This is a genomic window from Streptomyces capparidis, assembly GCF_054782095.1.
On the sequence record NZ_BAAGTD010000033.1, the window covers coordinates 34,802 to 60,193 of the forward strand.

At 76.7% G+C, this 25,392-nt stretch carries 8 protein-coding genes and 1 riboswitch; of the genes, 4 read left to right on the forward strand and 4 right to left on the reverse strand.

Annotation, left to right across the window (positions count from 1 at the left end; translation table 11 throughout):
- Window positions 1-440 precede the first annotated feature (440 nt).
- The 4 genes from pulA to ACYVO2_RS24490 all read left to right on the forward strand — a co-directional run bounded on the left by pulA (window position 441) and on the right by ACYVO2_RS24490 (window position 8,973).
- Window positions 441-5,843 carry a pullulanase-type alpha-1,6-glucosidase gene (gene pulA, locus ACYVO2_RS24475; RefSeq protein ID WP_461010121.1) on the forward strand — a complete coding sequence of 1,801 codons (5,403 nt, stop codon included), beginning with the start codon at window positions 441-443 and terminating at the stop codon, window positions 5,841-5,843.
- A gap of 83 nt (window positions 5,844-5,926) precedes the next feature.
- A riboswitch (cobalamin riboswitch) is annotated at window positions 5,927-6,107 on the forward strand.
- A gap of 39 nt (window positions 6,108-6,146) precedes the next feature.
- Window positions 6,147-7,178, forward strand: coding sequence for an ABC transporter substrate-binding protein (locus ACYVO2_RS24480; RefSeq protein WP_461010122.1), 1,032 nt, complete (start codon window positions 6,147-6,149; stop codon window positions 7,176-7,178).
- Entirely contained in the window at window positions 7,175-8,203 is a 1,029-nt protein-coding gene (locus ACYVO2_RS24485) for a FecCD family ABC transporter permease (RefSeq protein ID WP_461010123.1), read from the forward strand. The genes ACYVO2_RS24480 and ACYVO2_RS24485 overlap by 4 nt, the downstream gene beginning before the upstream one ends.
- The gene (locus tag ACYVO2_RS24490) at window positions 8,200-8,973 is read left to right on the forward strand and encodes an ABC transporter ATP-binding protein (protein ID WP_461010124.1); all 774 of its coding nucleotides are present in this window, start codon (window positions 8,200-8,202) and stop codon (window positions 8,971-8,973) included. The genes ACYVO2_RS24485 and ACYVO2_RS24490 overlap by 4 nt, the downstream gene beginning before the upstream one ends.
- Before the next feature lie 53 nt (window positions 8,974-9,026).
- On the opposite strand, the gene ACYVO2_RS24495 is transcribed toward ACYVO2_RS24490, so the two are convergent.
- The 4 genes from ACYVO2_RS24495 to ACYVO2_RS24510 all read right to left on the reverse strand — a co-directional run bounded on the left by ACYVO2_RS24495 (window position 9,027) and on the right by ACYVO2_RS24510 (window position 25,390).
- Complete coding sequence (locus ACYVO2_RS24495) at window positions 9,027-9,251, reverse strand: MbtH family protein (protein ID WP_461010125.1); 225 nt, start codon at window positions 9,249-9,251, stop codon at window positions 9,027-9,029.
- Window positions 9,252-9,325: 74 nt separating this feature from the next.
- On the reverse strand, window positions 9,326-10,069 hold the full coding sequence (gene fabG, locus ACYVO2_RS24500) for a 3-oxoacyl-ACP reductase FabG (RefSeq protein WP_461010126.1): 744 nt from the start codon (window positions 10,067-10,069) through the stop codon (window positions 9,326-9,328).
- Between the two features lie 25 nt (window positions 10,070-10,094).
- On the reverse strand, window positions 10,095-19,619 hold the full coding sequence (locus tag ACYVO2_RS24505) for an amino acid adenylation domain-containing protein (RefSeq protein WP_461010127.1): 9,525 nt from the start codon (window positions 19,617-19,619) through the stop codon (window positions 10,095-10,097).
- On the reverse strand, window positions 19,616-25,390 hold the full coding sequence (locus tag ACYVO2_RS24510; RefSeq protein WP_461010128.1) for a type I polyketide synthase: 5,775 nt from the start codon (window positions 25,388-25,390) through the stop codon (window positions 19,616-19,618). The genes ACYVO2_RS24505 and ACYVO2_RS24510 overlap by 4 nt, the downstream gene beginning before the upstream one ends.
- Window positions 25,391-25,392 lie beyond the last annotated feature (2 nt).

The following is a 25,392-nucleotide window of genomic DNA, read 5'->3' on the forward strand; positions in this document are numbered from 1 at the left end:
CCGGGGCCCGACTCCGCGCCGTCCGGGGCGGCGACGCTGGGCGGGCGCACCCGGCCGGCCCCGCCTCCACCGCGCCCGCGGTGACATGTGCCGCACAAACCCGGCCGCGCCCGGCCCGTGCCCCGCCCTCCCCGCGCGGGGCTCCGGCGGACGCCCGCACACCTATTGACCGGGGGCGCGGCGGCCTCTACGTTGCCAACATCTTGCCGCAAGTTTCAGCAGTCTTTCAGTCATGTGCCGGTTGCTCTTCCGGCGCGCGGACGCCCTCACCCACCGGGAGACGGCGATGAGCACCGCACCCCGACCCGTCCACCGCGGCTCCCACCTGCGGTGACGGCGGGCAGGGCGGCGCGGTGCCGGGCGCCAGGGGGCCACCGGGGCAGGACGCGCACCGGGCAAGCGACCAGCAACCACCGAACATGGAAGGGCGCCAGCGCGTGATGGCTCTCCCCCGCCCCGGCACCGGCCGAAGAAACCGTGCGGGCCGACGTCCCCGCACCGCCGCGCTGCGCGGGGCCTGTGCGGCCGCCGCGGCCGCGCTGCTCGTCACGTCCCTGCCCGCGGCGCGCTCGGCCGCCGCCGCGCCCGCGCCGCCGGAGCCGCCCTCGGACGCCCGCCTGGCGGCCGAGGCGTCCCGGCACGACCTGACCCGCGAGCAGTTCTACTTCGTCCTGCCGGACCGCTTCGCCAACGGCGACCCGTCCAACGACCGGGGCGGTCTTACCGGGACCCGCGCGGTCACCGGCTTCGACCCGGCCGACAAGGGCTTCTACCAGGGCGGCGACCTCAAGGGCCTCACCGAGAGGCTCGACTACATCAAGGGCCTGGGCACCACGGCCATCTGGATGGCGCCCGTCTTCAAGAACAAGCCCGTCCAGGGCAACGGCGAGAGCGCCGGATACCACGGCTACTGGATCACCGACTTCACCCAGGTCGATCCGCACTTCGGCACCAACGCCGACCTCACGCGGCTGATCGACAAGGCCCACGCCAAGGGCATGAAGGTCTTCTTCGACGTCATCACCAACCACACGGCCGACGTCATCACCCCGGCGGAGGAGCGGTACGCCTACCGCTCCAAGGGGGCCTACCCGTACCTGGACACCGAGGGGCGCCCCTTCGACGACGCCCGCACCACCGCCCGGGTGGACCGGGACGGCATGCCGTACACCCCGCGGATCGCCCCGGCAGAGCGCGACGTCAAGGTGCCCGCCTGGCTCAACGACCCGACGATGTACCACAACCGCGGGGACTCCACCTTCGCCGGCGAGAGCGGCCTGTACGGGGACCACACCGGCCTGGACGACCTGTGGACCGAGCGCCCCGAGGTGGTGGAGGGCCTTGAGCGCATCTACCGGAAGTGGGTCGAGGACTTCGACATCGACGGCTTCCGGGTCGACACGGTCCGCAACGTCAACATGGAGTTCTGGACCCAGTGGGCCACCGCCCTGGACCGCCACGCGGCCCGGCACGGCCGCGAGGACTTCTTCATCTTCGGCGAGACGTACTCCTCCGACCCCGCCGTCACCGCGCCCTACGTCACCCAGGGCCGCCTGGACGCCACGCTCGACTTCCCGCTCCAGGAGGCCCTGCTCGGCTTCGCGTCGCGGGACGAGCCGGCGAGCCGCCTCGCGGAGGTGTTCGCGCAGGACTACCGGTACACCACCGGCAGGGCGAACGCCTACGAGCAGGTGACCTTCCTCGGCAACCACGACATGGGCCGCGTCGGCGGCAGGCTGGCCAAGGACAACCCGGGGGCGTCCGACGCGGAGCTGCTGGACCGCGACCGGCTCGCCCACGAGCTGATGTTCCTCTCCCGCGGCAACCCGGTGGTCTACTCCGGGGACGAGCAGGGCTTCACCGGCGCGGGCGGCGACAAGGACGCCCGCCAGACGATGTTCGCCTCCCGGGTCGCCGACTACCTGGACGACGACCAGCTCGGCACCGGCCGCACCCACGCCGACGACGCCTTCGACCCGGGCCATCCGCTGTACCGGACGATCGCGGCCCTGTCGAAGCTGGTGAAGGACCACCCGGCGCTGCGCGACGGCGTGCAGACCGAGCGGTACGCCGAGGGTTCGGTGTACGCCTTCTCCCGCGTCGCGGCCCCGGGCGGCAAGGGCGCCCGGGACCGCACCGAGTACCTGGTGGCCGTGAACAACGCGGAGGCGCCGAAGGAGGTGACGCTCCGCACGGACTCCCCCCGCACCCGCTTCACCGGCGTCCACGGCACCCACCGGACCGCGGCCAGCGACGCCGAGGGGCGCGTCACCCTCACCGTCCCGGCCCGCTCCGCCGTGGTCCACCGGGCCGACCGCCCCGTTCCGGCCCCGCGCACCGCGCCGGCCGTCACGCTGCGCGCCCCGGCCGAGGGCGCCACGGGCACGGTGACGGTGACCGCCGACGCCCCCGGGAGCGGGCCGCGCCGGGTGGTGTTCGCCGCGCAGACCGGCAACGGCGCCTGGCAGACCCTCGGCACCGCCGACCACGCCCCCTACCAGGTCACCCACCACATCCCCGGCACGGTGCGCGCCGGCACCCCGCTGCGGTACAAGGCGGTGGTCGTGGACGGCGCGGGGCGCACGGCGAGTGCCCTGGCCCAGTCGACGGCGGGGCAGGCCCCGCCGGCCGGTAAGCCCAGCGCCGTGGAGCGGGAGTACGCCGTGGTGCACTACCGGCGGGCCGACGGCGACTACACCGGATGGCGGCTCACCGCGGGCGGGGCGACCGGCGAGTTCCTGGGGCGCGACGCCTACGGCGCCTTCGCGTGGGTGCCGGTGCGGGACGGCCAGGACCAGGTGGCGTACACCGTCCGCAAGGACGGCACGGCCGACGGGCCGGAGCGCACCATCGACCTGGCGGCCACCGGCGAGGTGTGGATCGAGCAGGGCCGGGACGGGCAGTCGGCGACCAGGCCCGGCGGGGTGTACCCGCAGCCCGACCCGGCGAAGGCGGTCATCCACTTCCACCGGCCCGGCGGCGACTTGGACGGCTGGGGCCTGCACACCTGGGCGGGGGCCGAGCAGCCCACCGACTGGGCCGACCCGCTGGAGCCCGTGGCGCGGGACGCCTACGGCGTGACCTTCGAGGTCCCGCTCGCCGAGGGCGCCACCTCCCTGAGCTACATCGTCCACCGGGGCGACGAGAAGGACATCCCCGCGGACCGCTCCCTGGACTTCGGCACCCACGGCCACGAGGTGTGGCTCAACTCCGGGGACAGCGGCTACCTGCTGCCTTCGGTGGGTTCCGCGCCGGACCTCGACCTCGGCAGGTCGAAGGCCCAGTGGATCGACGCCCACACCGTGGTGTGGCAGGTGAGGGCCACCGCCTCGACCAGCCAGCAGCTCGTGTACGCGCCGCGGGGCGACATCACGATCGAGGACGGCGCGCTGTCCCACGAGGGCCACTGGCTGCGGCTGATCCCCTCGTCGCTGACGGACGCGCAGAAGGCCGAGCACCCCCACCTGAAGGACCTCCCGGCGTTCACCGTGGACCCGCGCGACCGGGACCGGATCCGCCCCGCGCTGCGCGGGCAGCTCATCGCGACGCAGCGGGCCGGGAACGGGGCGCTGCTCGCCGCGACCGGGGTGCAGACCCCCGGGGCGCTGGACGACGTGTACGGCGCCGCCGCGGAGAAGGCGCCGCTGGGGCCGGTGTTCCGGGACGGCCGGGTCACCCTGTCCGTGTGGGCGCCCACCGCCCAGGACGTGGACCTGGAGCTGGACGGGCGGCGGGTCGGGATGCGCCGGGACGACGCCGCCGGGGTGTGGTCGGTCACCGGGCCCCGGTCCTGGCGGGGCAAGCAGTACCGGTACGTGGTGCGGGTCTGGGCGCCCGGTGCCCGCGAGGTCGTCACCAACACGGTCACCGACCCGTACTCGGTGGCGCTCACCGCCGACTCCCGGCACAGCGTCGTCGCCGACCTCGACGACGCGGCGCTCGCGCCCGCGGGCTGGTCGTCGCTGCGGAAGCCGAAGGCGGTGCCGCTGCGCGACGCGCAGATCCAGGAGCTGCACATCCGGGACTTCTCCGTCGAGGACGGCACGGTGCCCGCCGCGCACCGCGGCACCTACCTGGCCTTCGGCGACAAGGACGGCGACGGCTCCCGGCACCTGCGCAGGCTCGCCGAGGCGGGCACGACGCACGTGCACCTGCTGCCCGCCTTCGACTTCGCCACCGTGCCCGAGCGGAAGGCCGACCAGGCGGCGCCCGAGTGCGACCTCGCCGCCCTGCCGGCCGACTCCGAGCGGCAGCAGGAGTGCGTGTCCGCGACGGCCGGCGAGGACGCCTACAACTGGGGGTACGACCCGTACCACTACACGGTGCCCGAGGGCTCCTACGCCTCCGACCCGGACGGCACCCGCCGCACCGTGGAGTTCCGGAAGATGGTCAAGGCCCTCAACGAGGACGGGCTGCGCGTGGTGATGGACGTGGTCTACAACCACACCAGCGCCGCCGGGCAGGCGAGGACCTCCGTGCTCGACCGGATCGTGCCCGGCTACTACCACCGGCTGCTCGCCGACGGCTCGGTGGCCGACTCGACCTGCTGCGCCAACACCGCGCCCGAGCACACCATGATGGGCCGGCTCGTGGTCGACTCGGTCGTCACCTGGGCCCGGCAGTACAAGGTGGACGGCTTCCGCTTCGACCTCATGGGCCACCACCCGAAGGAGAACATCCTGGCGGTCCGCGCGGCCCTGGACGCGCTCACGGTCCGCGAGGACGGCGTGGACGGCAGGAGCATCGTCCTGTACGGCGAGGGCTGGGACTTCGGCGAGGTCGCCGACGGCGCCCGCTTCACCCAGGCCACGCAGGAGAACATGGCCGGCACGGGTGTGGCCACCTTCTCCGACCGGGCCAGGGACGCGGTGCGCGGCGGCGGCCCGTTCGACGCCGACCCCGGTGTCCAGGGCTTCGCCTCCGGGCTGTACACCGAGCCCAACGGCTCGGCGGCGAACGGCTCCCCGGCCGAGCAGCGGGCCCGCCTGCTGCACTACCAGGACCTGATCAAGGTGGGTCTCTCGGGCAATCTGAAGTCGTTCACGTTCACCGACAGCGGCGGCAGGACGGTGACCGGCGCCGACGTGGACTACGGCGGCGCGCCCGCCGGGTACGCGGACGCGCCGGGCGACGCCCTGGCGTACGCCGACGCGCACGACAACGAGTCCCTGTACGACGCGCTGGCGTTCAAGCTGCCCCGCTCCGTCCCGGCCGCGGACCGGGCCCGCATGCAGGTCCTGGCGATGGCGACGGCCGCCTTCTCGCAGGGCCCCGCGCTCTCCCAGGCCGGCACGGACCTGCTGCGCTCGAAGTCGCTGGACCGCAACTCCTACGACAGCGGCGACTGGTTCAACGCGATCCACTGGGACTGCCGGGACGGCAACGGCTTCGGCCGCGGCCTGCCGCCGGCCGCGGACAACGCGGACAAGTGGTCGCACGCCAGGCCGCTGCTGGCCGCGGACACCCTCAGGCCGGGCTGCGCGGAGATCGAGCACGCCGCGGCCGCGTACCGGGACCTGCTGCGGATCCGCAGCACGGAGAGCGCCTTCAGCCTGGCCACGGCCGGTCAGGTGCAGCGGGCGCTGTCCTTCCCGCTGTCGGGCCGGGACGAGGTGCCCGGGGTGGTCACGATGCGGCTCGGCGACCTGGTGGTCGTCTTCAACGCCACCCCCGACCGCGTCCCCCAGCGGATCGCCGAGCTGGCGGGCGAGGCCCACGGGCTGCACCCGGTCCAGGCCGCGGGCGCTGACGAGCGGGTGAGGTCCGCCGCGTACGACAGCGCCACGGGCACCTTCACGGTGCCGCCGCGCACGGTCGCGGTGTTCGCGCCCACCAGCCGCTAGGGGGTCCCCGGGTGCCGCCGCGTCAGGGGCGGTGGCACCCGGGGGTGCGGGCGGCGGCGGGGGACGGGCGGCTTGGGGCGGCGTGATAGCTTGCCCGGGCCAGTCAAGGGAATCCGGTGCGAATCCGGAACTGACGCGCAGCGGTGAGGGTGACGGGCGGGGCAGTACGAGCCACTGGACGCAGGTCGGCACGACCGAGGTCCGGGAAGGCGCCCCGTCCGGGTGATCCCGAGTCCGAAGACCTGCTGGCGGCCTTGTCCGAACGGGTCCCGCGCCTGGGCCCTCGACACACGAGGAACATCCGTGCCCGTCACGCACCCCCCGCGCTTCCCCGCCCTGCTCCTGGCCTCGGCGCTGCTGCTGGCCGCCTGCGGTGAGGACGCCTCCCCGCGCTCCTCCGGCGCCCCCTCCGGCCGGGCCGTGGTCCTGGACAACTGCGGTCAGCGGGTGGAGATCGCCGCCCCGCCCGAGCGGGCGGTGTCCCTGAACCAGGGCACCACCGAGATCATGCTCGCCCTGGGCCTCGCCGACCGGATGGCGGGCACCGGCACCTGGACCGACCCGGTGATGAAGGGCCTGGAGAAGGCCGAGGCGCGGGTGCCCAGGCTGGCCGACAACGCCCCTTCCTTCGAGAAGGTGCTGGCCGCCGAGCCGGACTTCGTCGCCGCGTCCTTCGCGTCCACGTTCGCCAAGGGCGGTGTGGCGCCGCGCGGGAAGTTCCGGGAGCTGGGCGTGCCCACCTACCTCTCCCCCGCCGACTGCGCGGGCAAGGACAACAGCGGCGACGGCGACGGGGCGCGGACCGAGCCGCTGACCATGGACACCGTGTACGGCGAGGTGCGGGACCTGGCGCGGGTCTTCGGTGCGGAGGAGCGCGGCGAGCGGCTCGTCCGCGACCTGCGGGCCCGGATGGACCGGGCCACCGAAGGGATCGACGCCGACGGCACCTCGGTCCTGTACTGGTTCGCCAACCAGAAGTCCCCCTACATGGCGGGCTGCTGCGGCGCCCCCGGAGTGATCACCGAGGCGCTCGGCGCGCGGAACGCCTTCGACGACACCACCCAGGAGTGGCCCCAGGTCAACTGGGAGACCGTCGTCGACCGCGACCCCGACGTGCTGGTGATCGGCGACCTCACCCGCAGGTCGCAGACGGCCGAGACCGCCGCGAAGAAGATCGCGTTCCTGGAGTCCGACCCGGTGACCAGGAACATGGACGCGGTGCGGCACAAGCGCTATGTGCTGCTCAGCGGGCAGGCCATGAACCCGACGATCCGCACCGTCGAGGGGGTGGAGAAGGTCGCGGCGGCGCTGCGCGCGTGGGGCCTCGCCGGGTGACGGCGGCGACCGCGACCGGGGTCCTGCTGCGCACGTCCGCCGGCGCCGCCGCGCTGGCCGTGTCCGTCGCGGTGGCGATCACCATCGGCCCGGCGGACATCGGCGTGCGCGACGTGTGGTCCGTGGTGGCCGCGCACCTGGGCGGCGGGACCTCCGGGCTGAGCCCGATCCGGGACGGCATCGTGTGGAACCTGCGGCTGCCCCGCACCCTGCTGGCGGCCGTGTGCGGGGCGGGTCTCGCGGTGTGCGGGGCGGTGATGCAGTCCCTGCTGCGCAACCCGCTCGCCGACCCGTTCGTGCTCGGGGTGTCCTCGGGCGCCTCGACGGGCGCCGTGGCGGTGGTGGTGCTGGGCGCGGGCGGCGGCGCGCTGTCGGTCTCCGGGGGAGCGTTCGCCGGGGCGGTGTGCTCGTTCGCGCTGGTGCTGCTGCTCAGCCACACCCTGGGCGGCACCACCGACCGGGTGGTGCTGTCCGGGGTGGCCGCGATGCAGTTGTTCTCGGCGCTCACCTCGTTCGTCGTGATGACCGCCGCCGACGCGGAGACCACCCGCGGGGTGCTGTTCTGGCTGCTCGGCTCGCTCGGCGGGGCCGGGTGGAGCGACGTGTGGCGCTGTGCGGCGGTGCTGGTGGTCGCCCTGGCCGTCTGCCTGGGCCACGCGCGCACCCTGGACGCCTTCGCGTTCGGGCAGGACGCGGCGGCCTCGCTCGGGGTCGCGGTGGCGCGCACCCGGCTGGTGCTGCTGTGCGTCACCGCGCTGCTGACGGCCGCGCTGGTCAGCTCGGCGGGCGCGATCGGCTTCGTCGGGCTGGTCCTGCCGCACGCCGCCCGCGCGGTGGCCGGGCCCGGGCACGGGCGGCTGCTGCCGCTCACCGCCCTGGCCGGCGCGGTGTTCCTGGTGTGGGTGGACACCCTGGCCCGCACCGCGCTCGACCCGCAGGAGGTGCCGGTGGGCGTGGTGACCTCGCTGATCGGCGTGCCCGCGTTCGTGCTGGTGCTGTACCGCACCCGGAGGGTCGCGCGATGACGCTCGCCGCCGACCGGGTCACGCGCGCCGCCGACGGGCGGTTGATCCTCGACGGCGTGTGCGTCAGCCCGGCCCCCGGGTCCGTCACCGGGCTGCTGGGCCCCAACGGCTCGGGGAAGTCCACGCTGCTGCGGCTGCTCGCCGGGGTGCTGGCGCCGGCCTCGGGCGTCGTCACCCTCGACGGCCGGGCGCTGGAGCAGTGGGGCCGCAGGGCCGTCGCCCGGCGGGTGGCCGTGGTCGAGCAGCAGGCGGACACGCAGGTGGAGCTGACGGTGCTGGACGTGGTGCGGCTCGGCCGGATCCCGCACCGCCGCGCCTGGGCTCCCCCGTCCCCGGCGGACGAGGCAGCGGTGCGCGCCGCCCTGGACCGCACCGGCCTCACCGACCGGGCCGGGCGCCTGTGGCGGACCCTGTCCGGCGGGGAGCGGCAGCGCGTCCAGATCGCCCGCGCGCTCGCCCAGGAGCCGCGCGAGCTGCTGCTGGACGAGCCCACCAACCACCTCGACGTCCGGCACCAGCTCGCCCTGCTGGCGCTGGTCGCGGAGCTCCCCGTGACCAGCGTCGTGGCCCTGCACGACCTGAACCTGGCGGCGATGTACTGCGACCGGGTGGTCGTGCTCGACCGGGGCCGGGTGGTGGCGGGCGGCACTCCGCGGGAGGTCCTCACCGAGGAGCTGATCGCCGAGGTCTACGGCGTGCGGTGCGCGGTCGCCGCGGGGCCCGGCGGCCGGCCCCACATCCGGTACCTCGGGGTGGTGTCCGGGACCTGAGCGGGCGGGCGGGGGCGCGCCCGGGCCGCCGGTGGCCGCGCCCCCGCCGCCGGTCACCCGCGGGCGGACTGGTCCGGCGGGGCCCCGGTCAGGGACCGAGGGCGCTGGTCCGGCCAGTGGGCGTCGATCCAGGCCAGGGCCTCGTCGCGGGGGGCCGCGGGGCGGGCGACGGTCCAGCCCTCGGGGACGGCGGCGAAGGCGGGCCACAGGCTGTGCTCGCCCTCGGCGTTGACCAGGACGAGGCAGGCGGTGCGGTCGTCGTCGAAAGGATGGGGCATGGCGGGGTCTCCCGTGGGGTCGGTGCCAGCCGGCGGTGGACGGGGCCGGCGGCGGACGGCGGGGCGGCGGGCGGCTAGCGCAGCCCGCCGTCCACCCGGACGACGGTGCCGGTGATGTAGGAGGCGCCGGGGGACAGCAGATACGCCACCAGGTCGGCCACCTCCTCGGGGCGGCCGGCGCGGCCCAGCGGGATCCGGGCGGCGGCCCGCTCCAGGACGTCCTCGGGCAGGCCGTCGAGGATGCCGGTGTCGATGAAGCCGGGCGCGACCACGTTGGCCCGCACGCCGTGCCGGCCCACCTCCTGGGCCAGGGAGGTGGTGAAGCCGACGATGCCCGCCTTGGACGCGGCGTAGTTGGTCTGGGCGGCGTTGCCCTGGAGCCCGGCGACCGAGGAGAGGGTGACGACGGCGCCGCGCCCGCGCCGCGCCATCTCCGGGACGACCGCACGGCAGACGTGGTAGACGCCGTCGAGGTTCACCCGCAGCACCTCGTGCCAGTCGTCGTCCTCCATCAGCGCCAGCGGGGCGTCCCTGAGGACCGCGGCCGAGGCGACCAGGGCGGTGATCGGGCCGAGGGCGTCCTCGGCCGCCTCCACCAGGTCCCGCACGGCGGCGGCGTCGGACACGTCGGCGCGCCGCAGGTACACCCTGCGGCCGAGCGCGGTCAGCTCCTTCTCCAGTTGCCGGGCGGCCGCGCCGTCGGAGGCGTAGCACAGGGCGAGGTCGTGGCCGTCGCGGGCCAGGCGCAGGGCGGTGGCGCGGCCGATGCCGCGGGTGCCGCCGGTCACCAGCGCCACCGGGGCGGGGGTCTGCTTCACGGGTCCTCCGTGGGGATGCGGGTGGTCAGTCGTCCAGGACGGTCTCGCGCAGGGCGCGGCGCAGGTCGGTGACGCGGCGCCCGGGGTCGGCCGCCACCAGGCGCAGCAGGTGCTCCCACTGGCGCAGCAGCACGCCCATGACCCGGCCGTCCAGGCGCTCGGGCGAGTACAGCCACAGGCCGCGCAGGCTGCCGCCGGTCTCGCGCATCATCAGGTAGAGGTCCACCACGGACGGCCGCATGGCGGTGATCAGCTCGGGGAACACCCCGTCGTCGCCGACCCGGACGTCCAGCGGCGCCACCCGCAGGCCGGGCAGGCGCAGCGTGGTCTCGGGGGCGTTGAGCAGGTTGAACAGGATCCGGAACGGGTCGTTGCCGTGGCGGGTGCGCTCGTGCAGCAGGGCCCGCAGCGGCACGTCCTGGTGGGCGTGGGCGTCCAGCGCCGCGCCTTGGACCAGGTCGAGCAGTTCGCGGAAGGTCGGGTCGCCCGACAGGTCGAGGCGGACCAGCACGGGGCTGATGAAGAAGCCGATCATGTCGGCCACCTCGGGCCGCTCGCGCCCGGCGAGCGGGAACGCCACGGCGATGTCGTCGCTGTCGGAGTAGGTGTGCAGCAGCACCTTGAACGCGGACATCAGGACCATGAACAGGGTGGTGTCGGCGCGCTGCGCGGTGCTCCGGAGCGCCGAGGTGAGGCCGGCGTCGAGGACGAAGCCGTGGGTGTAGCCGCCGGGTGCCGCGGCCCGCTGGTGGGCGGGCGCGTCGAAGGCGAGCCGGGGCGGCAGGGGGTCGAGCAGCCGCCGCCAGTGGGCGAGGTGCTCGTCGAACGCCCCTTCCGCGAGCCGGTCCTGCTGCCAGGCGGCGTACTGGGTGTAGTGCAGGGGCAGCTCCGGCAGCCCCTGCCCGGTGCCCGCGGCGTGGGCCGCGTACAGGGCGCTGAGGTCGTCGAACAGGACGCGGTACGCCCAGTGGTCCACCACGATGTGGTGCATGGCCAGGACGAGCACGTGCTCGTCGGGTCCGGTGGCGGCGAGCGTGCCGCGGACCAGGGGCCCGGCCGCCAGGTCGTAGGGGCGGCGGGTCTCCTCCTCGATCAGCTCGCGCAGTCGCCGCGAGCGCTCCCCGGGCGGCAGGCCGCGCAGGTCGGCGGCGGCCAGCGGCCAGGCCGCCTCGGGGTCCACCGTCTGCACCCAGCCCGCGCCGCGGCGCAGCAGGCGGGTGCGCAGCGACTCGTGCCGCCGCACGATGCCGTCCAGGGCGCGGCGCAGCGCGGTCTCGTCCAGGGCGCCGGTGAGCACGGTGGCGGTGATGACGCCGTGGTGCGGGTCGCCCGGGTCCACGGGCTGGTGCACCACGTCGAGCTGGGCGAAGGACAGGGGGATGCCGTCGGCGGCTCCGGCGCGGACGGCGGGCGGGAGGGCGGCGGCCGGCTCGGCGGGCTCCTCGGCGGGGGTGCCGAGGCGGTCGGCGCAGGCGGTGACGGCCCGCAGGGCGGCGAACCAGTCCTCGGCGAGCTCGCGCACCGCCGCCTCGTCCAGCAGCGACGGCGCCCAGGTCCAGTGGGCGGTCAGCCGGGGCCCGCCGGGGCCGTCGTGGGTGACCGCGTTCACCTCCAGCAGGTGGGCGAGCGGCATGCCGGGGTCGGCGCCCGCCGCGGGGTCGAGCGCGTCCGCCACCGGGGTCCACGGCGCCTCGCCGTCCGGGGCGGGGAGGCGGCCGAGGTAGTTGAAGGCGGCCTGCGGGGCGGGCAGCGCCGCGAGGGCGGGCCCGGCCTGCGGGTCGAGGCGGCGCAGCAGCCCGAAGCCGAGCCCGTCCCCGGGGACGCGGCGCAGTTGCCGCCGCACCCTGGCCACGGCGTCGGCGAGCGGCTCGGCGGCGTCGGCGAGCTCCCGCCCGGTCAGCGGGCCGGGGTCGAGGCGGACGGGGTGGACGCTGGTGAACCAGCCCACGGTGCGGGACAGGTCCACGCCGGGGGCCAGGCCCTCGTGGCGGCCGTGGCTCTCCACGTCCACGGTCACCGCGCCGTCGCCGCCGCCGCGCCGGCGGCGCCACCCGGTGAGGGCGATGCCGAGGGCGGCGAGCAGCACGTCCTGCACGCCGGCGCGGTACGCGGCGGGGACGCGGGTGAGCAGCGGGGCGGTGTCCCGTTCGGGGAGGGTCAGGGTCAGCTTCCCCGCGGTGCCGTGGGTGTCCCGGTCGGCCCGCGGGGCGCCGGGGGCCAGGGGCGGGGCGTCCCGCAGGATGTCCGTCCACGCCGGCAGTTCGGCGGCGCGGCGGCCCGCGGCGGCCTCGCGGTGCAGCAGGGCGGACCAGCGGCGCAGGGGGGTGCCCACGGGGGCGAGGGCGGGCGGGCGGCCCGCGGTGACGGCGTCCCAGGCGTCCTTCAGGTCGGGCAGCAGGATCCGCCAGGAGACGCCGTCCACCACCAGGTGGTGCAGGACCAGCAGCAGCCGGCCGGGCCGGGGCCCGGCGTCGAACCACACGGCCTGGAGCACCACTCCGGCGGCCGGGTCGAGGCGGTCCCTGGCGGCGGTGTGCTCGCGCGCCACCAGGGCCCGCAGCGCCTCGCCGTCCAGGCCCGCGGCGTCCACGCGCCGGGGGCGGTGCTGCGCGCGCGGGGCGCCGGGCGGTGCGGCGTGCAGGGCCCAGCTCCCGTCCGGGCGCACCACCAGGCGGGTGCGCAGGGCGTCGTGGTGGGCGGTGACGGCCTCCAGCGCGGCGGTCAGCCCGTCCGGGTGGGCGCCGGCGGGCGTGACGACCACGGCGGCCTGGCTGAATCCGCGTGTCGGGCCGTCCAGCGCGCGCAGCCACTCCACGACCGGGGTGGGGGCGATCTCGCCCGCGCCGTCGCCGGTCCCGGCGGGCTCCTCGGGCGCGGCGGTGCGGGCGGCGGCGGCCAGCGCGGCCGGGGTGCGGTGGGCGAAGACGTCGCGGGTGGTGACGACCAGGCCCGCGGCCCGGGCCCGGGCGACGACCTGGATGGCCTGGATGCTGTCCCCGCCCAGGTCGAAGAAGCTGTCCTCGGCGCCGACCTCCGGCAGGTCGAGGACCTGGCGGAACACCGCGCACACGGCCCGCTCGGCGGGGGTGCGGGGGCCGCGGGAGGTCACGGCGGCGGCGTAGTCGGGGGCGGGCAGCGCGGCCCGGTCGACCTTGCCGTTGGGGGTGAGCGGCAGCCGGTCGAGGACGACGACGGCGGCGGGCACCATGTGGCCGGGCAGCCGCTCCGCGGCGAAGGCCCGCAGCGCGGCCGGGTCGGGCCGGGGCCCGGCCGCGGGCACGGCGTAGCCGACCAGCCGCCGGTCGCCGGGCCGGTCCTCGCGGACGACCACCAGGGCCCGGTCCACCGCCGGGTGGGCGGTCAGCGCGGCCTCGATCTCGCCCGGCTCGACGCGGAACCCGCGGAGCTTGACCTGCTCGTCGGTCCTGCCGAGGAAGTCGAGCTGCCCGTCCGGGCGCCAGCGGACCAGGTCGCCGGTGCGGTACATGCGGCTGCCCGGGGGGCCGAAGGGGCAGGCCACGAAGCGCTGGGCGGTCAGCGCGGGACGGCGCAGGTAGCCGCGGGCCAGGCCCGGGCCGGCCACGTACAGCTCGCCGGGGACGCCGACGGGCACCGGCTGGAGGGCGTCGTCGAGCACGTACACGCGGGCGCCCGCGACGGGCCGGCCGATGGGCGGCACCGCCGCGCCGGACAGCGGGTCGCTGATGGTGGCGCACACGGTGGTCTCGGTCGGACCGTACGCGTTGACCATGCGCCGCCCCGCCGACCAGCGGGCGGCGAGCTCGGGCGGGCACGCCTCCCCCGCCACGACCAGGGACACCTCGGGGCCCAGGGCGCCCTCGGGCAGCGCGGCGAGGGCGCTGGGCGGCAGGGTGACGTTGGTGACGCCGTGCTCGGCGCAGGTGCGGGCCAGCGGCTCGCCCGGCAGCAGGTCGTCCTTGTCGGCGAGGACCAGGGTGGCGCCGGACAGCAGGGCGTCGCAGCGCTCGGCGACGGAGGCGTCGAACGCGGGCGAGGCGAACTGGAGCAGCCGGGTGCCCGCGGTGAGGCCGAACCCCTCGACCTGCGCGGCGACCAGGTGGGGGATGCCCGTGTGGGTGACCACGACGCCCTTGGGCGTGCCGGTGGAGCCCGAGGTGTGAATGACGTAGGCGGGGTGCTCGGGCCGCAGGGGCTCGGCGCGGTCGGCGTCGGTCGGCGCGGTCGCCGGGCGGGCGGCGAGCGCGGCGGTGACGGCGGGGTCGTCCAGGTTCAGCCGCGGCACCCCGGTGTCCGGCAGGGCCGGCTCCGTGGCGGCGCAGGTGATCATCAGCGTGGGGGCGGCGTCGGCGAGCAGGTACGTCACGCGGTCCGGCGGGTAGGCGGAGTCCACGGGCAGGAAGGCGGCGCCGGCCTTGGCGACGGCGAGCATGGCCACGACCGAGGCGGTGTTCCTCGGCAGGGCCAGGGCGACGATCCGCTCGGGGCCCGCGCCGCGGCCGATCAGCAGGTGGGCCAGGCGGTTGGCGGCGGCGTCCAGCTCGGCGTACGTGGTCCGCTCGGCGCCGCACACCACGGCCGGGACGCCGGGGGTGCGGGCGGCCTGCGCCTCGAACAGCGCGGGGAGGGTGCCCCGGGGCACCTGCCGGGCGGTGCCGTTCCACTCGACGGTGATCCGGTGCCGCTCGGCGGGGGTGAGCAGGTCGATCGCGGCGACGCGCCGGCCGGGGTCGGCGGCGGCCCGGGTCAGCAGGTGGCGCAGCCGGTCCAGCAGCGCCTCGACGGTGGGCGGGTCGAACACGTCGGTGTTGTACTCGACGGTGCCGTGCACGCCGCCCGGCTCGGCGCCCGGGCCCAGGCGCTCGGTCAGCGAGAACGCCAGGTCCATGCGGGCGGTGCCGGTGCCGACGGGCAGGGTGCGCGCCGTCACCCCGGGCAGCCGCAGGTCCGCCTCGGGCGTGTTCTGCCAGGCGAGCATGGCCTGGAACAGCGGGTGGTGGGCCATGGAGCGGCTGGGCCGCAGGGCGTCCACCAGCAGCTCGAACGGCACGTCCTGGTGGGCGTAGGCGGTGAGGCTGCGCTCGCGCACCCGGGCGATCAGCTCGCGGAAGGTGGGGCGGCCCGAGGTGTCCACCCGGATCACCAGGGTGTTGGCGACACAGCCGACGAGGTCCTCGGTGGCCTCGTCGGTGCGTCCGGCCACGGCGGCGCCGAGGGGGATGTCCTCGCCCGCGCCGAGCCGCGTCAGCAGCGCGGCCAGCGCCGCGTGGACGACCATGAACACGCTGGCGTCGCACTCGCGGGCCAGGCGGGTCAGCTCCCGGTGCAGGTCGGCGTCCCAGCCGAAGGCGACGGTGCGGCCCTCGCGGGACGGCTCCGGCGGGTGCGGGCGGTCGGTGGGCAGCGCGATCCGCTCCGGCAGGCCGTCCAGCGCCCGGCGCCAGTGGGCGAGCTGGACGGCGGCCGGGCTGCCGGGGTCGTCCGGGTCGCCGAGCAGGTCCCGCTGCCACAGGGTGTAGTCGGCGTAGGACACCGGCAGGGGCGCCCAGTCGGGGGCGCGGCCGTCGCGGCGGGCGGCGTAGGCGGCGGCCAGGTCGCGGGCGAGCGGCGCCAGGGACCAGCCGTCGGCGGCGATGTGGTGGACGACGACGACCAGCACGTGGTCGCCGGGGGTCACGGCGAGCAGCTCGGCGTGCAGCGGCGGCTCGGTGGCCAGGTCGAAGGTGTGCCGGGCGGCGGCGGCCACCGCGGCCCGGAGGTCCTCCTCCCGCACCCGGGTCACCGCCGGGTCGGGGCGGACGGCCTCGGGTGGCAGCACGTGCTGGCGCGGGCGTCCCTCGGTGTCCGGGTACACGGTGCGCAGCACCTCGTGCCGCTCGGCGACGTCGGCCAGCGCGGCCCGCAGGGCGCCGGTGTCCAGCTCGCCGGTCAGGCGCAGCGCCATCGGGATGTTGTAGGTGGGCGAGGGGCCCTCCATCGAGTGCAGGAACCACAGGCGCCGCTGGGCGAAGGACAGCGGCAGCTCCCGGGGGCGCTCCCGCGGGGCCAGCGCCGGGCGGGCCGCGTCCGCTTCCGGCAGTTGCCGGGCCAGCAGCGCCGGGGTGGGCGCCTCGAACAGGGTGCGCACCGGCACCTCGACGCCGAAGGCGGTGCGCAGCCGCGACACCAGCCGGGTGGCCAGCAGGGAGTGGCCGCCGAGGTCGAAGAAGCTGTCGTCGGCGCCCACCCGGGGCGCGCCGAGCAACTGGGCGAACAGGTCGCACAGGGTGCGCTCGCGGGCGTCGCGCGGCGCCGTGTACGGCGAGCGCAGCCCGTCGCGTCCGCCGTCCGGCGCGGGCAGGGCCTTGCGGTCGGTCTTGCCGTTGGGGGTCAGCGGCAGCGCGGGGAGGAGGACGTAGGAGGACGGGAGCATGTACTCGGGCAGTCGCCCGGCCAGGGACTCCCGCAGCGCGCGGACGAGCCCGGGCCGCCGCGGCGCCCCCTCGGCCGCCCCTGCTCCCCCGAGCGCCTCCGCCCCTTCGGCCGCGTCGGCGCTCCCTGCGGTCCCGTCGCCGTCCGGCGCGGCGGGGCGCGGCACCACGTACGCCACCAGCCGCTGGTCGCCGGGGGCGTCCTCGCGGACGGTGACCACCGCCTCCCGCACCGCCTCGTGGCGGGCCAGCGCCGACTCGATCTCGCCGAGCTCGATGCGGTGGCCGCGGAGCTTGACCTGGTGGTCGAGGCGGCCCAGGAACTCGATGCCGCCGTCGGGCGCGCGGCGGGCCAGGTCGCCGGTGCGGTAGAGCCGGTCGGACAGGCCGCCGCCGAAGGGGTGGGGCACGAAGCGCTCGGCGGTCAGCTCGGGGCGGTCCAGGTAGCCGCGGGCCAGGCCCGCGCCGCCGACGCACAGTTCGCCGGGAACGCCGAGCGGGGCGAGCCGCCCTTCCGGGTCGAGGATGTGCAGCTCGGTGTTGGCGATGGGCTCGCCCAGGGTCACCGGCCCGTGGCCGACCCGGGCGACCGAGGACCAGATGGTGGTCTCGGTGGGCCCGTACATGTTCCACAGCTCCACGCCCCGCTCCAGCAGCCGGTGCGCCAGCTCCCGCGGCAGGGCCTCGCCCCCGGCGAGCGCGCGCAGGCCCGGGCGGCCGGCCCAGCCCGCGTCGAGCAGCATTCGCCAGGTGGACGGGGTGGCCTGCATCACGGTGGCGCCCGAGGTGGCCAGGGCGTCGGCCAGCAGCTTGCCGTCGGCGGCGGTCTCCCGGCTCGCCAGCACCACCCGGGCCCCGCGGACCAGGGGCAGCAGCAGCTCCAGCATGGAGATGTCGAAGGACAGGGTGGTGACGGCGAGCAGCGCGTCACAGGCGTCGATGCCCGGCCGCTCCGCCGTGGACAGCAGCAGGTTGGCCAGCGCCCGGTGCGGGATCCGCACGCCCTTGGGGCGGCCGGTGGAGCCGGAGGTGTAGATGACGTAGGCCAGGTCCTCCGGGTCGAGCGGCACCTCGACGGGCTCCGCGGGCCCGGCGTCGAGTTCGGCGCGCAGCTCGTCCAGGCACAGGGCGTGCGCGGTGAGCGGGGGCAGGCCGTCGAGGAGCCGCCGCTGGGTCAGCAGCACCGGCAGCCGGGAGTCCGCCAGCATGAACGCCAGCCGCTCCGGCGGGAAGCCCGGGTCCAGCGGCACATACGCGGCCCCGGCCTTCAGCACGGCGAGCAGCGCCACGACCATCTCGGTGGACCGCTCCAGGCAGATGCCGACCAGGGTGCCGCGGCCGACGCCGTGCGACGCGAGGCGGTGGGCGAGCCGGTTGGCGCGCCGGTCCAGCGCGGCGTAGTCGAGCGCCCCGTCGTCGGCGCGCAGCGCCTCGGCCCGCGGGGTCAGCGCGGCCTGCCGCTCGAACAGCCGGTGGGCGAAGAGCGGTTCGGTCCACTCGCGGCGGGAGGCGCCGCCCGCGCCGAGCAGCGCCCGCTCCTCCTCGGGGGTGAGCATCGGCGCCTGCCCGACGGGGCGGTCGGGGTCGGCGACCAGGGCCCGCACCAGCGCCTCGAGGTGGCCCGCCAGGCGCGCGACCGTGGCCGCGTCGAACAGGTCGCTGTCGTACTCGAACCAGCCGCTGAGGCCCCCGTCCCGTTCGAAGACCTGCACCTCCAGGTCGAAGCGGGCCGTGGAGCTGGCGACCTCCACGGGCTCCAGGCGCAGGCCCTGGGCGCCGAACTCGGGCAGGGGGATGTTCTGGTAGATGAAGGAGACCTGGAAGACGGGGGTGCGCGACAGGTCCCGCCGGGGGTGCAGCTCCTCCACCAGCCGCTCGAACGGCAGCTCCTGGTGGGCGAAGGCGTCGACGCAGACCCGGCGCACCCGGCCCAGCAGCTCCCGGAAGGTGGGCCGCCCCGACAGGTCGGTGCGCAGGGCGAGCATGTTGACGAAGTAGCCGATCAGCGGCTCGACCTCGCTCCGGCCGCGGCCCGCGACGGGCACGCCGACGACGATGTCCTCCTCCCGGCTGTAGCGGTGCAGCAGCACCTCGAACGCGGCGAGCACGGTCATGAACGGGGTGACGCCGGCGCGGCGGCTCAGCTCGCGCACCGCGTCCATCACCTCGGCGGGGAGGTGGAACGGGACGGATCCGCCGCTGGTGCCCCGCACGGGCGGGCGGGGCCGGTCGGTGGGCAGTTCGAGCGCCGCGGGAGCGCCGTCCAGGGTGCGCGTCCAGTACTCCAGGTCGGCCGCGAGCGCGTCGCCCCGGAGGCGCTTGTGCTGCCAGACCGCGAAGTCGGCGTACTGGACGGCCAGGCGCGGCAGCTCGGGGGCGCGGCCGGAGGCGTGGGCGCCGTAGAGCTCCACCAGTTCGCCGAAGAAGACGGAGGTGGACCACAGGTCGCCGATGATGTGGTGCATCGTCAGCAGCAGCACGTGCTCGTCGGCGGCCAGGCGCAGGAACCGCAGCCGCAGCAGCGGGCCCCGGCGCAGGTCGAAGGGGCGGGCGAACTCGGCGCGGGCCAGAGCCCGGATGCCGTCCTCGCCGTCCGGGCCGCGCAGGTGCCCGGCCTCCTCCACGGTGAACTCCGGCTCCAGCTTGTCCAGGATCACCTGCACCGGTTCCCCGTCCTCCTCCTGGAAGACGGTGCGCAGGCTCTCGTGGCGGCGGGCGATCTCGTTGACGCAGCGGCGCCACAGCTCCACGTCGAGCGGGCCGTGGACGCGCAGCGCGCCGGGGACGTTGTAGGCGGCGCTGCCCGGCGCGAGCCGGTCGAGGAACCACAGGCGGCGCTGCGAGAAGGACGCGGGGAAGCGCCCGCGCTGCCCGGACGGGCGGGCGGTGCCGCGGCGGCGCAGGTGCCGGGCGAGCAGGGCGCGCTTCTGGGCGGGCGAAAGGCGGGCGAGGTCGGCCGGGGAGAGGGCGCGGGGCTCGGGGCCGGCGCCGTTCGAGTCGGCGCCGTTCGAGTCGGCGCCGTTCGAGTCGGCGCCGTTCGAGTCGGCGCTGTTCGGTCCGGCGTCGCTAGGTCCTGCGCCGTTCGGGTTGACGTCAGCCGGTTCGGTGCCGGCCGGGTTGGCGCCGTTCAGGTCGGTGCCGGCCGGGTTGGCGTCGCTCATGCCGTGTCTCCCTCTTCGCCGGTCCCCGCGGCGAGCAGTTCCCTCAGTTGTGCGTCGACTTCCTCGTCGGAGAGCCCGTCGAGGTCCGGGTCGGGCCCGCCGGGGTCCGGCGCCCCGGCCCCGTCGCCGGTCTCCTCGCGGGCCAGCGCCTCGATGGCGCCGCCCGCGTCGCCGCCGGGCGGGCCGCCGGGCGCGGCGGCTTCCAGCAGGGCGGCGGTCCCGGCCACCGTGGGGGCGTCGAAGAACGCCCGCAGGTCCAGCTCCACGCCGAGCCCGCTGTGGATCCGGGTGCCGATCTGCACCGCGGCGAGCGAGTGGCCGCCGAGGGCGAAGAAGTCGTCGTCGGCGCCCACCCGGTCCACGCCCAGGGCCTCCCGCCAGATGGCGGCGACCGCCCGTTGCAGCTCGGTGGCCGGCTCCACGTACGGGGTGTCCAGGTCGGGGCGCGGGTGCGTGGTCCGCGGCGGGGCCGTGCGCTCCGCCTCGCGGGCCAGCAGGCCGGGGGTGAGGGACAGGGCGAGGCGGCGCAGGCGGCCCAGGTCCCGGCTGGTGACGACGACGTGCTCGGGGCGGGGCGAGGCGGCCGGCAGGCGCCGGAACGCGGCGCGGGCGTCCTGCTCGGCCATGCCCTCGCCGAGCTCCCGCAGCACGCCCTCGCCCGGTTCGGCCCCGTCCTCCGCGGCGGCCTCCCGTTCGACCTGCCGGCGCAGCGCGGCCAAGTCGTTGATGCGTTTGACGCTGAAGTCGGTGACCTCCACCAGCGTCCGGCCGTCCGGGTCCATGATCTCCATGTCGCAGGTCAGGGTCTCGCCGGAGGAGTCGGCGGGCTCCTTCAGCACGGCGTGGACGAGGACGGTGCCGGTCAGGCCGTGCCGGACGCGCAGGGACCGGTAGGTGAGCGGCAGGTAGTGGACGTCGGGCGCGTAGACGCGGGCGCAGCCGCCCGCCACGTCCAGCAGGGCCGGGTGCAGGCCGTCGCCGTCGATGTCGGCGAGGTGGGCGTCGTCCAGGGCGAGGGTGGCCAGCAGGTGCCGCTCGCCGGCCCGGATGGCGCGCAGGCAGCGCCACCGCGGCCCGAAGCCGAACTCGAGCTCGCCGCCCGCGCCGAACCGGTCCAGGCCGAGGGCCCGCCCGATCTCCTCCGGGGTGTCCAGGACCCGGGTGACCTCCCGGTCCGGCAGCAGTCCGGCGAGGTCGCGCACGCGCTCGCCGTCCCGGTCGAGGAAGGCGACGGTGCCCACGGCGTGCTCCCGCCAGACCGTTCCCGCCTCGCCCGCGGCGCGACTGCGCACCGTGAAGCGGGTGGCGCCGTCGCGGGTCTCGACGGTGGTGAAGATCTCCCGGCTGCCGCCGTCCGGGACGACGAGCGGCGTCAGGAACAGCACGTCGCCCAGTTGCACCACCCGCCCCGCGGCCTCCTCGGCGACGGCGGCGCGCACGAGTTCGAGGTAGGCGGTGCCGGGGACCAGGCCGTGGCCGCCGATCCGGTGGTCGTCCACCACCCAGTGGGCGGTGGTGAGGGGGGTGCGCCAGGTGCGGGAGCCGTCGGCCGCGCGGACGGGGTGCAGCGGCAGCAGTCGGCCGGCGGGCAGCGGCTCCGTTTCGTCCGCGCCGCCGAGGCGGGCGCGCAGGCCCGCGGCCATGCCCACGTCCCGCCAGGTGTCCCAGGCCACCGAGGTGACCGGCGCGCCGTCGCGGGCCCGCCACTGGGCGAAGGCGTCGAGGAACGCGTTGGCCGCGGCGTAGTCGCTCTGGCCCGGGCCGCCCAGCACGGCGGTGAGGGACGAGCACAGGATCAGGAAGTCCAGGTCGTCGCCGCACACCTGGTCCAGCACCAGGGTGCCGCGGGTCTTGGCGGCGAGCACCTCGTCGGCGGCCTCCTGCGGCCTGGTGGCGAGCATGCCCGCGGACGGCAGCCCGGCCGCGTGGATCACGCCGTGCAGCGCGCCGTGGCGGGCGCGCAGTCCGGCGACGACGGCGGCCATGGCCTCGGGGTCGGTGACGTCGGCCCGCAGCACCTCCGGGCGGGCGCCGCGCTCGGCGAGCCGCCGCAGCCGCCGGATCCGGGCCCCGACCGGGTCGCCCTCGCCGTGGGCGGCCGACCGGTCGTCCCACTCCTCCTCCGCGGGGAACGGCGAGCGGCCGAGGAGGGCGAGCACGGGGGCCTTCGCGGCGTCCGCGATCTCCTCCGCCAGGGCCAGGCCGACCCCGCCGAGGCCGCCGGTGATCAGGTAGACCCCGCCGTCGCGCAGCGGGGGCCCGCCGTCCGGCGCGGCGTCCTGGGGCGGCAGCGGGTCGTAGTCGCGCACCCACCAGTGGCGTCCGCGCAGGGCCAGCTCCCGCTCCTCGGTGGCCCGGGTGAGCAGGGCGTGCACGGCGGCCCCGGCGGGGCCGCCGTGGTGCGGGCCGGCGCCGGTGACGTCCAGGACGCGGCAGGTGGTGCCGGGGATCTCCTGCGGGATCACGGTGCACGGGCCGAGGAGGGTGGCGTGCTCCGGCTGGAGCGGCTCCTCGCCGGTGACGGCGTACACGCCCCGGCACAGCACGTCGATGTGGACCGGGCCCTTCGGGCGGGTGCCGGCCAGGGCCTGGGCCAGCGCGGTGAGGCTGGTCAGGCCGAGCCGGGACGCGGTGTCGAGCCGGGCGGTGTCGAGCCGGGCGGCGGGTCCTTCGGCGGGCGGCGGGGCGGCCAGGCTCCACAGGTGCGCGATCCGCAGCGGCTCCGGATCGTCCGCCAGGGACGCCAGCAGGGAGGCGTGGTGCTCCCGCCGGGCCGGGTCCAGGACCCAGTCGCCGTCGCCGGTCCGCCGCAGCTCGTCGCCGGGGACGGCGGTGACCACCCGCGCACCCTGCCCGGCCAGGCGCCCGGCCAGGTCGCGGCCGAGCGCGGTGTCCGCGCCGAGCAGCAGCCACCGGGCGCCGGGCGCGGTCGCGGAGCCCCGGCGCGGGGGCAGGCGCCGCCAGCCGGGGGTGTGGAACCGGATGCCGGGCGCGGCGGCCTCCGGCCGCTCCCCCGCCCGCTCCCCGGCTCGCTCGCCGTCGCGGCCGGCGGGCGTGCGGTCGGCGTGCGCGCGGCCTGCGCCGGGGGCGTCGATCCAGTAGCGGCGCCGCTGGAAGGCGTATCCCGGCAGGGACAGCACGCGGCGGTCCTCACCGGCGAGGAAGCCCGGCCAGTCCACCGGCACTCCGGCGCTCCACAGGGCGCCGAGGCCGCGCAGCGCGTGCGCCGGGTCGTCGCCGCGCTCCTTGGGGTGCGGCAGCGAGGCCACCGCGGTCCTGCCGTCGCGCCAGGCCGAGTGGCGGCGCGCGAAGTCGGCGAGGGTGCGGCCGGGGCCCGCCTCCAACAGGACCAGTCCGGGGTCGGCGAGGAGGGCGCCGAGCGCGTCGGCGAACCGCACGGTGCCGCGCAGGTGCGCGCCCCAGTACTCGGCGCTGGTGGCCTGCTCGTCGGTGATCCAGGTGCCGGTGACGTTGGACAGGAACGGGATCCGCGGCGGGGCGAGCGGCACCTGCCGCACCTCTTCGGTGAACGGCGCCACGGCGCCGTCCATGTCCGGCGAGTGGAAGGCGTGGGAGGTGTGCAGCTCCCGGCAGGGGACCCCGGCGGCGGCGAGGCGGTCGCGCAGGTCGGCCACGGCCCCGGCCGGGCCGCCGACCACGCTGAGCGATGTCGAGTTGACGGCGGCCAGGCTCAGCCCGCCGGTCAGCCACCGCTCCGTCTCGGCCGCGGGCAGGAACACCGACAGCATGGCCCCCGGCGGCATCGCCTGCACCAGCCTGCCCCGGGCGGCGACCAGGCGCACGGCGTCCTCCAGGGAGAACACCCCGGCCAGGCAGGCCGCCACCAGCTCGCCGACGCTGTGGCCGGCCATCGCCCGCGGCCGCACCCCCCACGAGGACCACAGCCCGGCGAGGGCGTACCCGGTGGTGAACAGCGCGGGCTGGGCGAACTCGGTCCGCGCCAGGCGCGCCGCCGCCTCCTCCCGCGCCGCGGGCCCGGGGAACAGCAGGTCGCGCAGGTCCTCGCCCAGGTGCCCGGCGAACAGTTCGGCGCACCGGTCCACGGCGGCGGCGTAGCCGGGCTCGGCCTCGTACAGCCCCCGGCCCATCCCGGGGTACTGGGCGCCCTGCCCGGGGAAGAGGAACGCCACCGGCGCGCCGTCGCCCGCGGCCGCGGCGTCCCCGGGGTTCAGGGAGCGCAGCGCGGCGGCTGCCTCGGCGGTGTTCCGGGCGACGACGGCGGCGCGGCACTCCAGGGCGGCCCTGCGGGTGAGGGTGTGGGCCACGTCGGGGAGGGCGGCGTCGGGGTGCCGCTCCAGGTGGTCGGCGAGCCGCCGGGCGTTCTCGGCCAGCGCGGGCGCGGTCCTGCCGGACAGCGGGAGCACCTGGACCGGCCGGGACGGGCCGCCGGGCGCGGCCGGCGGGGCCTCCTCCAGCACGACGTGGACGTTGGTGCCGCCGACGCCGAAGGAGCTGACCCCGGCGCGGCGCGGCGCTCCGTCCCGCCGGGGCCAGGGGCGGACGGCGTCGTTGACGAAGAAGGGGCTGTCCGCCAGGCGCAGTTCGGGGTTGGGCCGGGTGAAGTGCAGGGACGGCGGGATCACGCCGTGGCGCAGGGCCAGCGCCGCCTTGATCAGGGAGGTGACGCCCGCGGCGGCGTCCAGGTGGCCGACGCCGGTCTTGGCCGACCCGATGGCGCAGTAGCCCCTCTCGTCGGTGTGCTCGCGGAAGGCCCGGGTGAGCGCGGCGATCTCGATGGGGTCGCCGAGGGCGGTGCCGGTGCCGTGGGTCTCGACGTAGCCGACGGAGGCGGCGTCCACCTCGGCGACGGCCAGCGCCTCGGCGACCACCTCGGCCTGCCCGTCGACGCTGGGCGCGGTGTACCCGGCCTTGAGGGAGCCGTCGTTGTTGACGGCGGTGCCGCGGATGACCGCGGTCACCGTGTCGCCCGCGGCGCGCGCGTCCGCCAGCCTCCGCAGCACGACCACGCCCGCGCCGTTGCCGGGCACGGTGCCGCCCGCCTCGGCGTCGAAGGCGCGGCAGTGCCCGTCCGGGGAGAGGATGCCGCCGCGCTCGTGCAGGTAGCCGCCGCGCAGCGGCACGGTGACGCTGACGCCGCCGGCCAGGGCGATGTCGCACTCCCCGTTCAGCAGGCTCTGGCAGGCCAGGTGCACGGCCGTCAGCGAGGTGGAGCAGGCGGTCTGCACGGTGATGCCGGGGCCGGTCAGGCCCAGCTTGTAGCTGACCCGGGTGGCGAGGAAGTCCTTGTCGCCGGTGAGCAGGGTCTGGTACAGGGCGCCGGGTTCCCTGGCGCGGTCGTCGGCCATGACGTTGAACAGCAGGTAGGAGTTGAGGCTCGCGCCCGCGAAGACGCCGATGCGCCCTGCGAAGCGGGCCGGGTCGCACCCGGCGTCGGCCAGCGCGTCCCAGGCGCACTCCAGGAGCACCCGGTGCTGCGGGTCCATCAGCTCGGCCTCACGGGGGCTGTAGCCGAAGAACGCGGCGTCGAAGCAGTCGGCGTCCTCCAGCACGCCCTTGGCCTTGACGTAGTTCTCCCGGCGCAGCAGCTCGGGGGCGACGCCCGCCGCGAGGAGCTCGTCGTCGCCGAGGGCGGTGACGGCCTCGCGTCCCTCGACGAGGTTCCGCCAGAATCCGGCGACGTCGGGGGCGCCGGGGAAGCGCCCGGCCATACCGACGACGGCCACCCGGTCGGCCTCGTCGTGCGCCCGGTCCTGCGGCCGGACCTGCGTGCGGTCCTGCGTGTGATCCATGT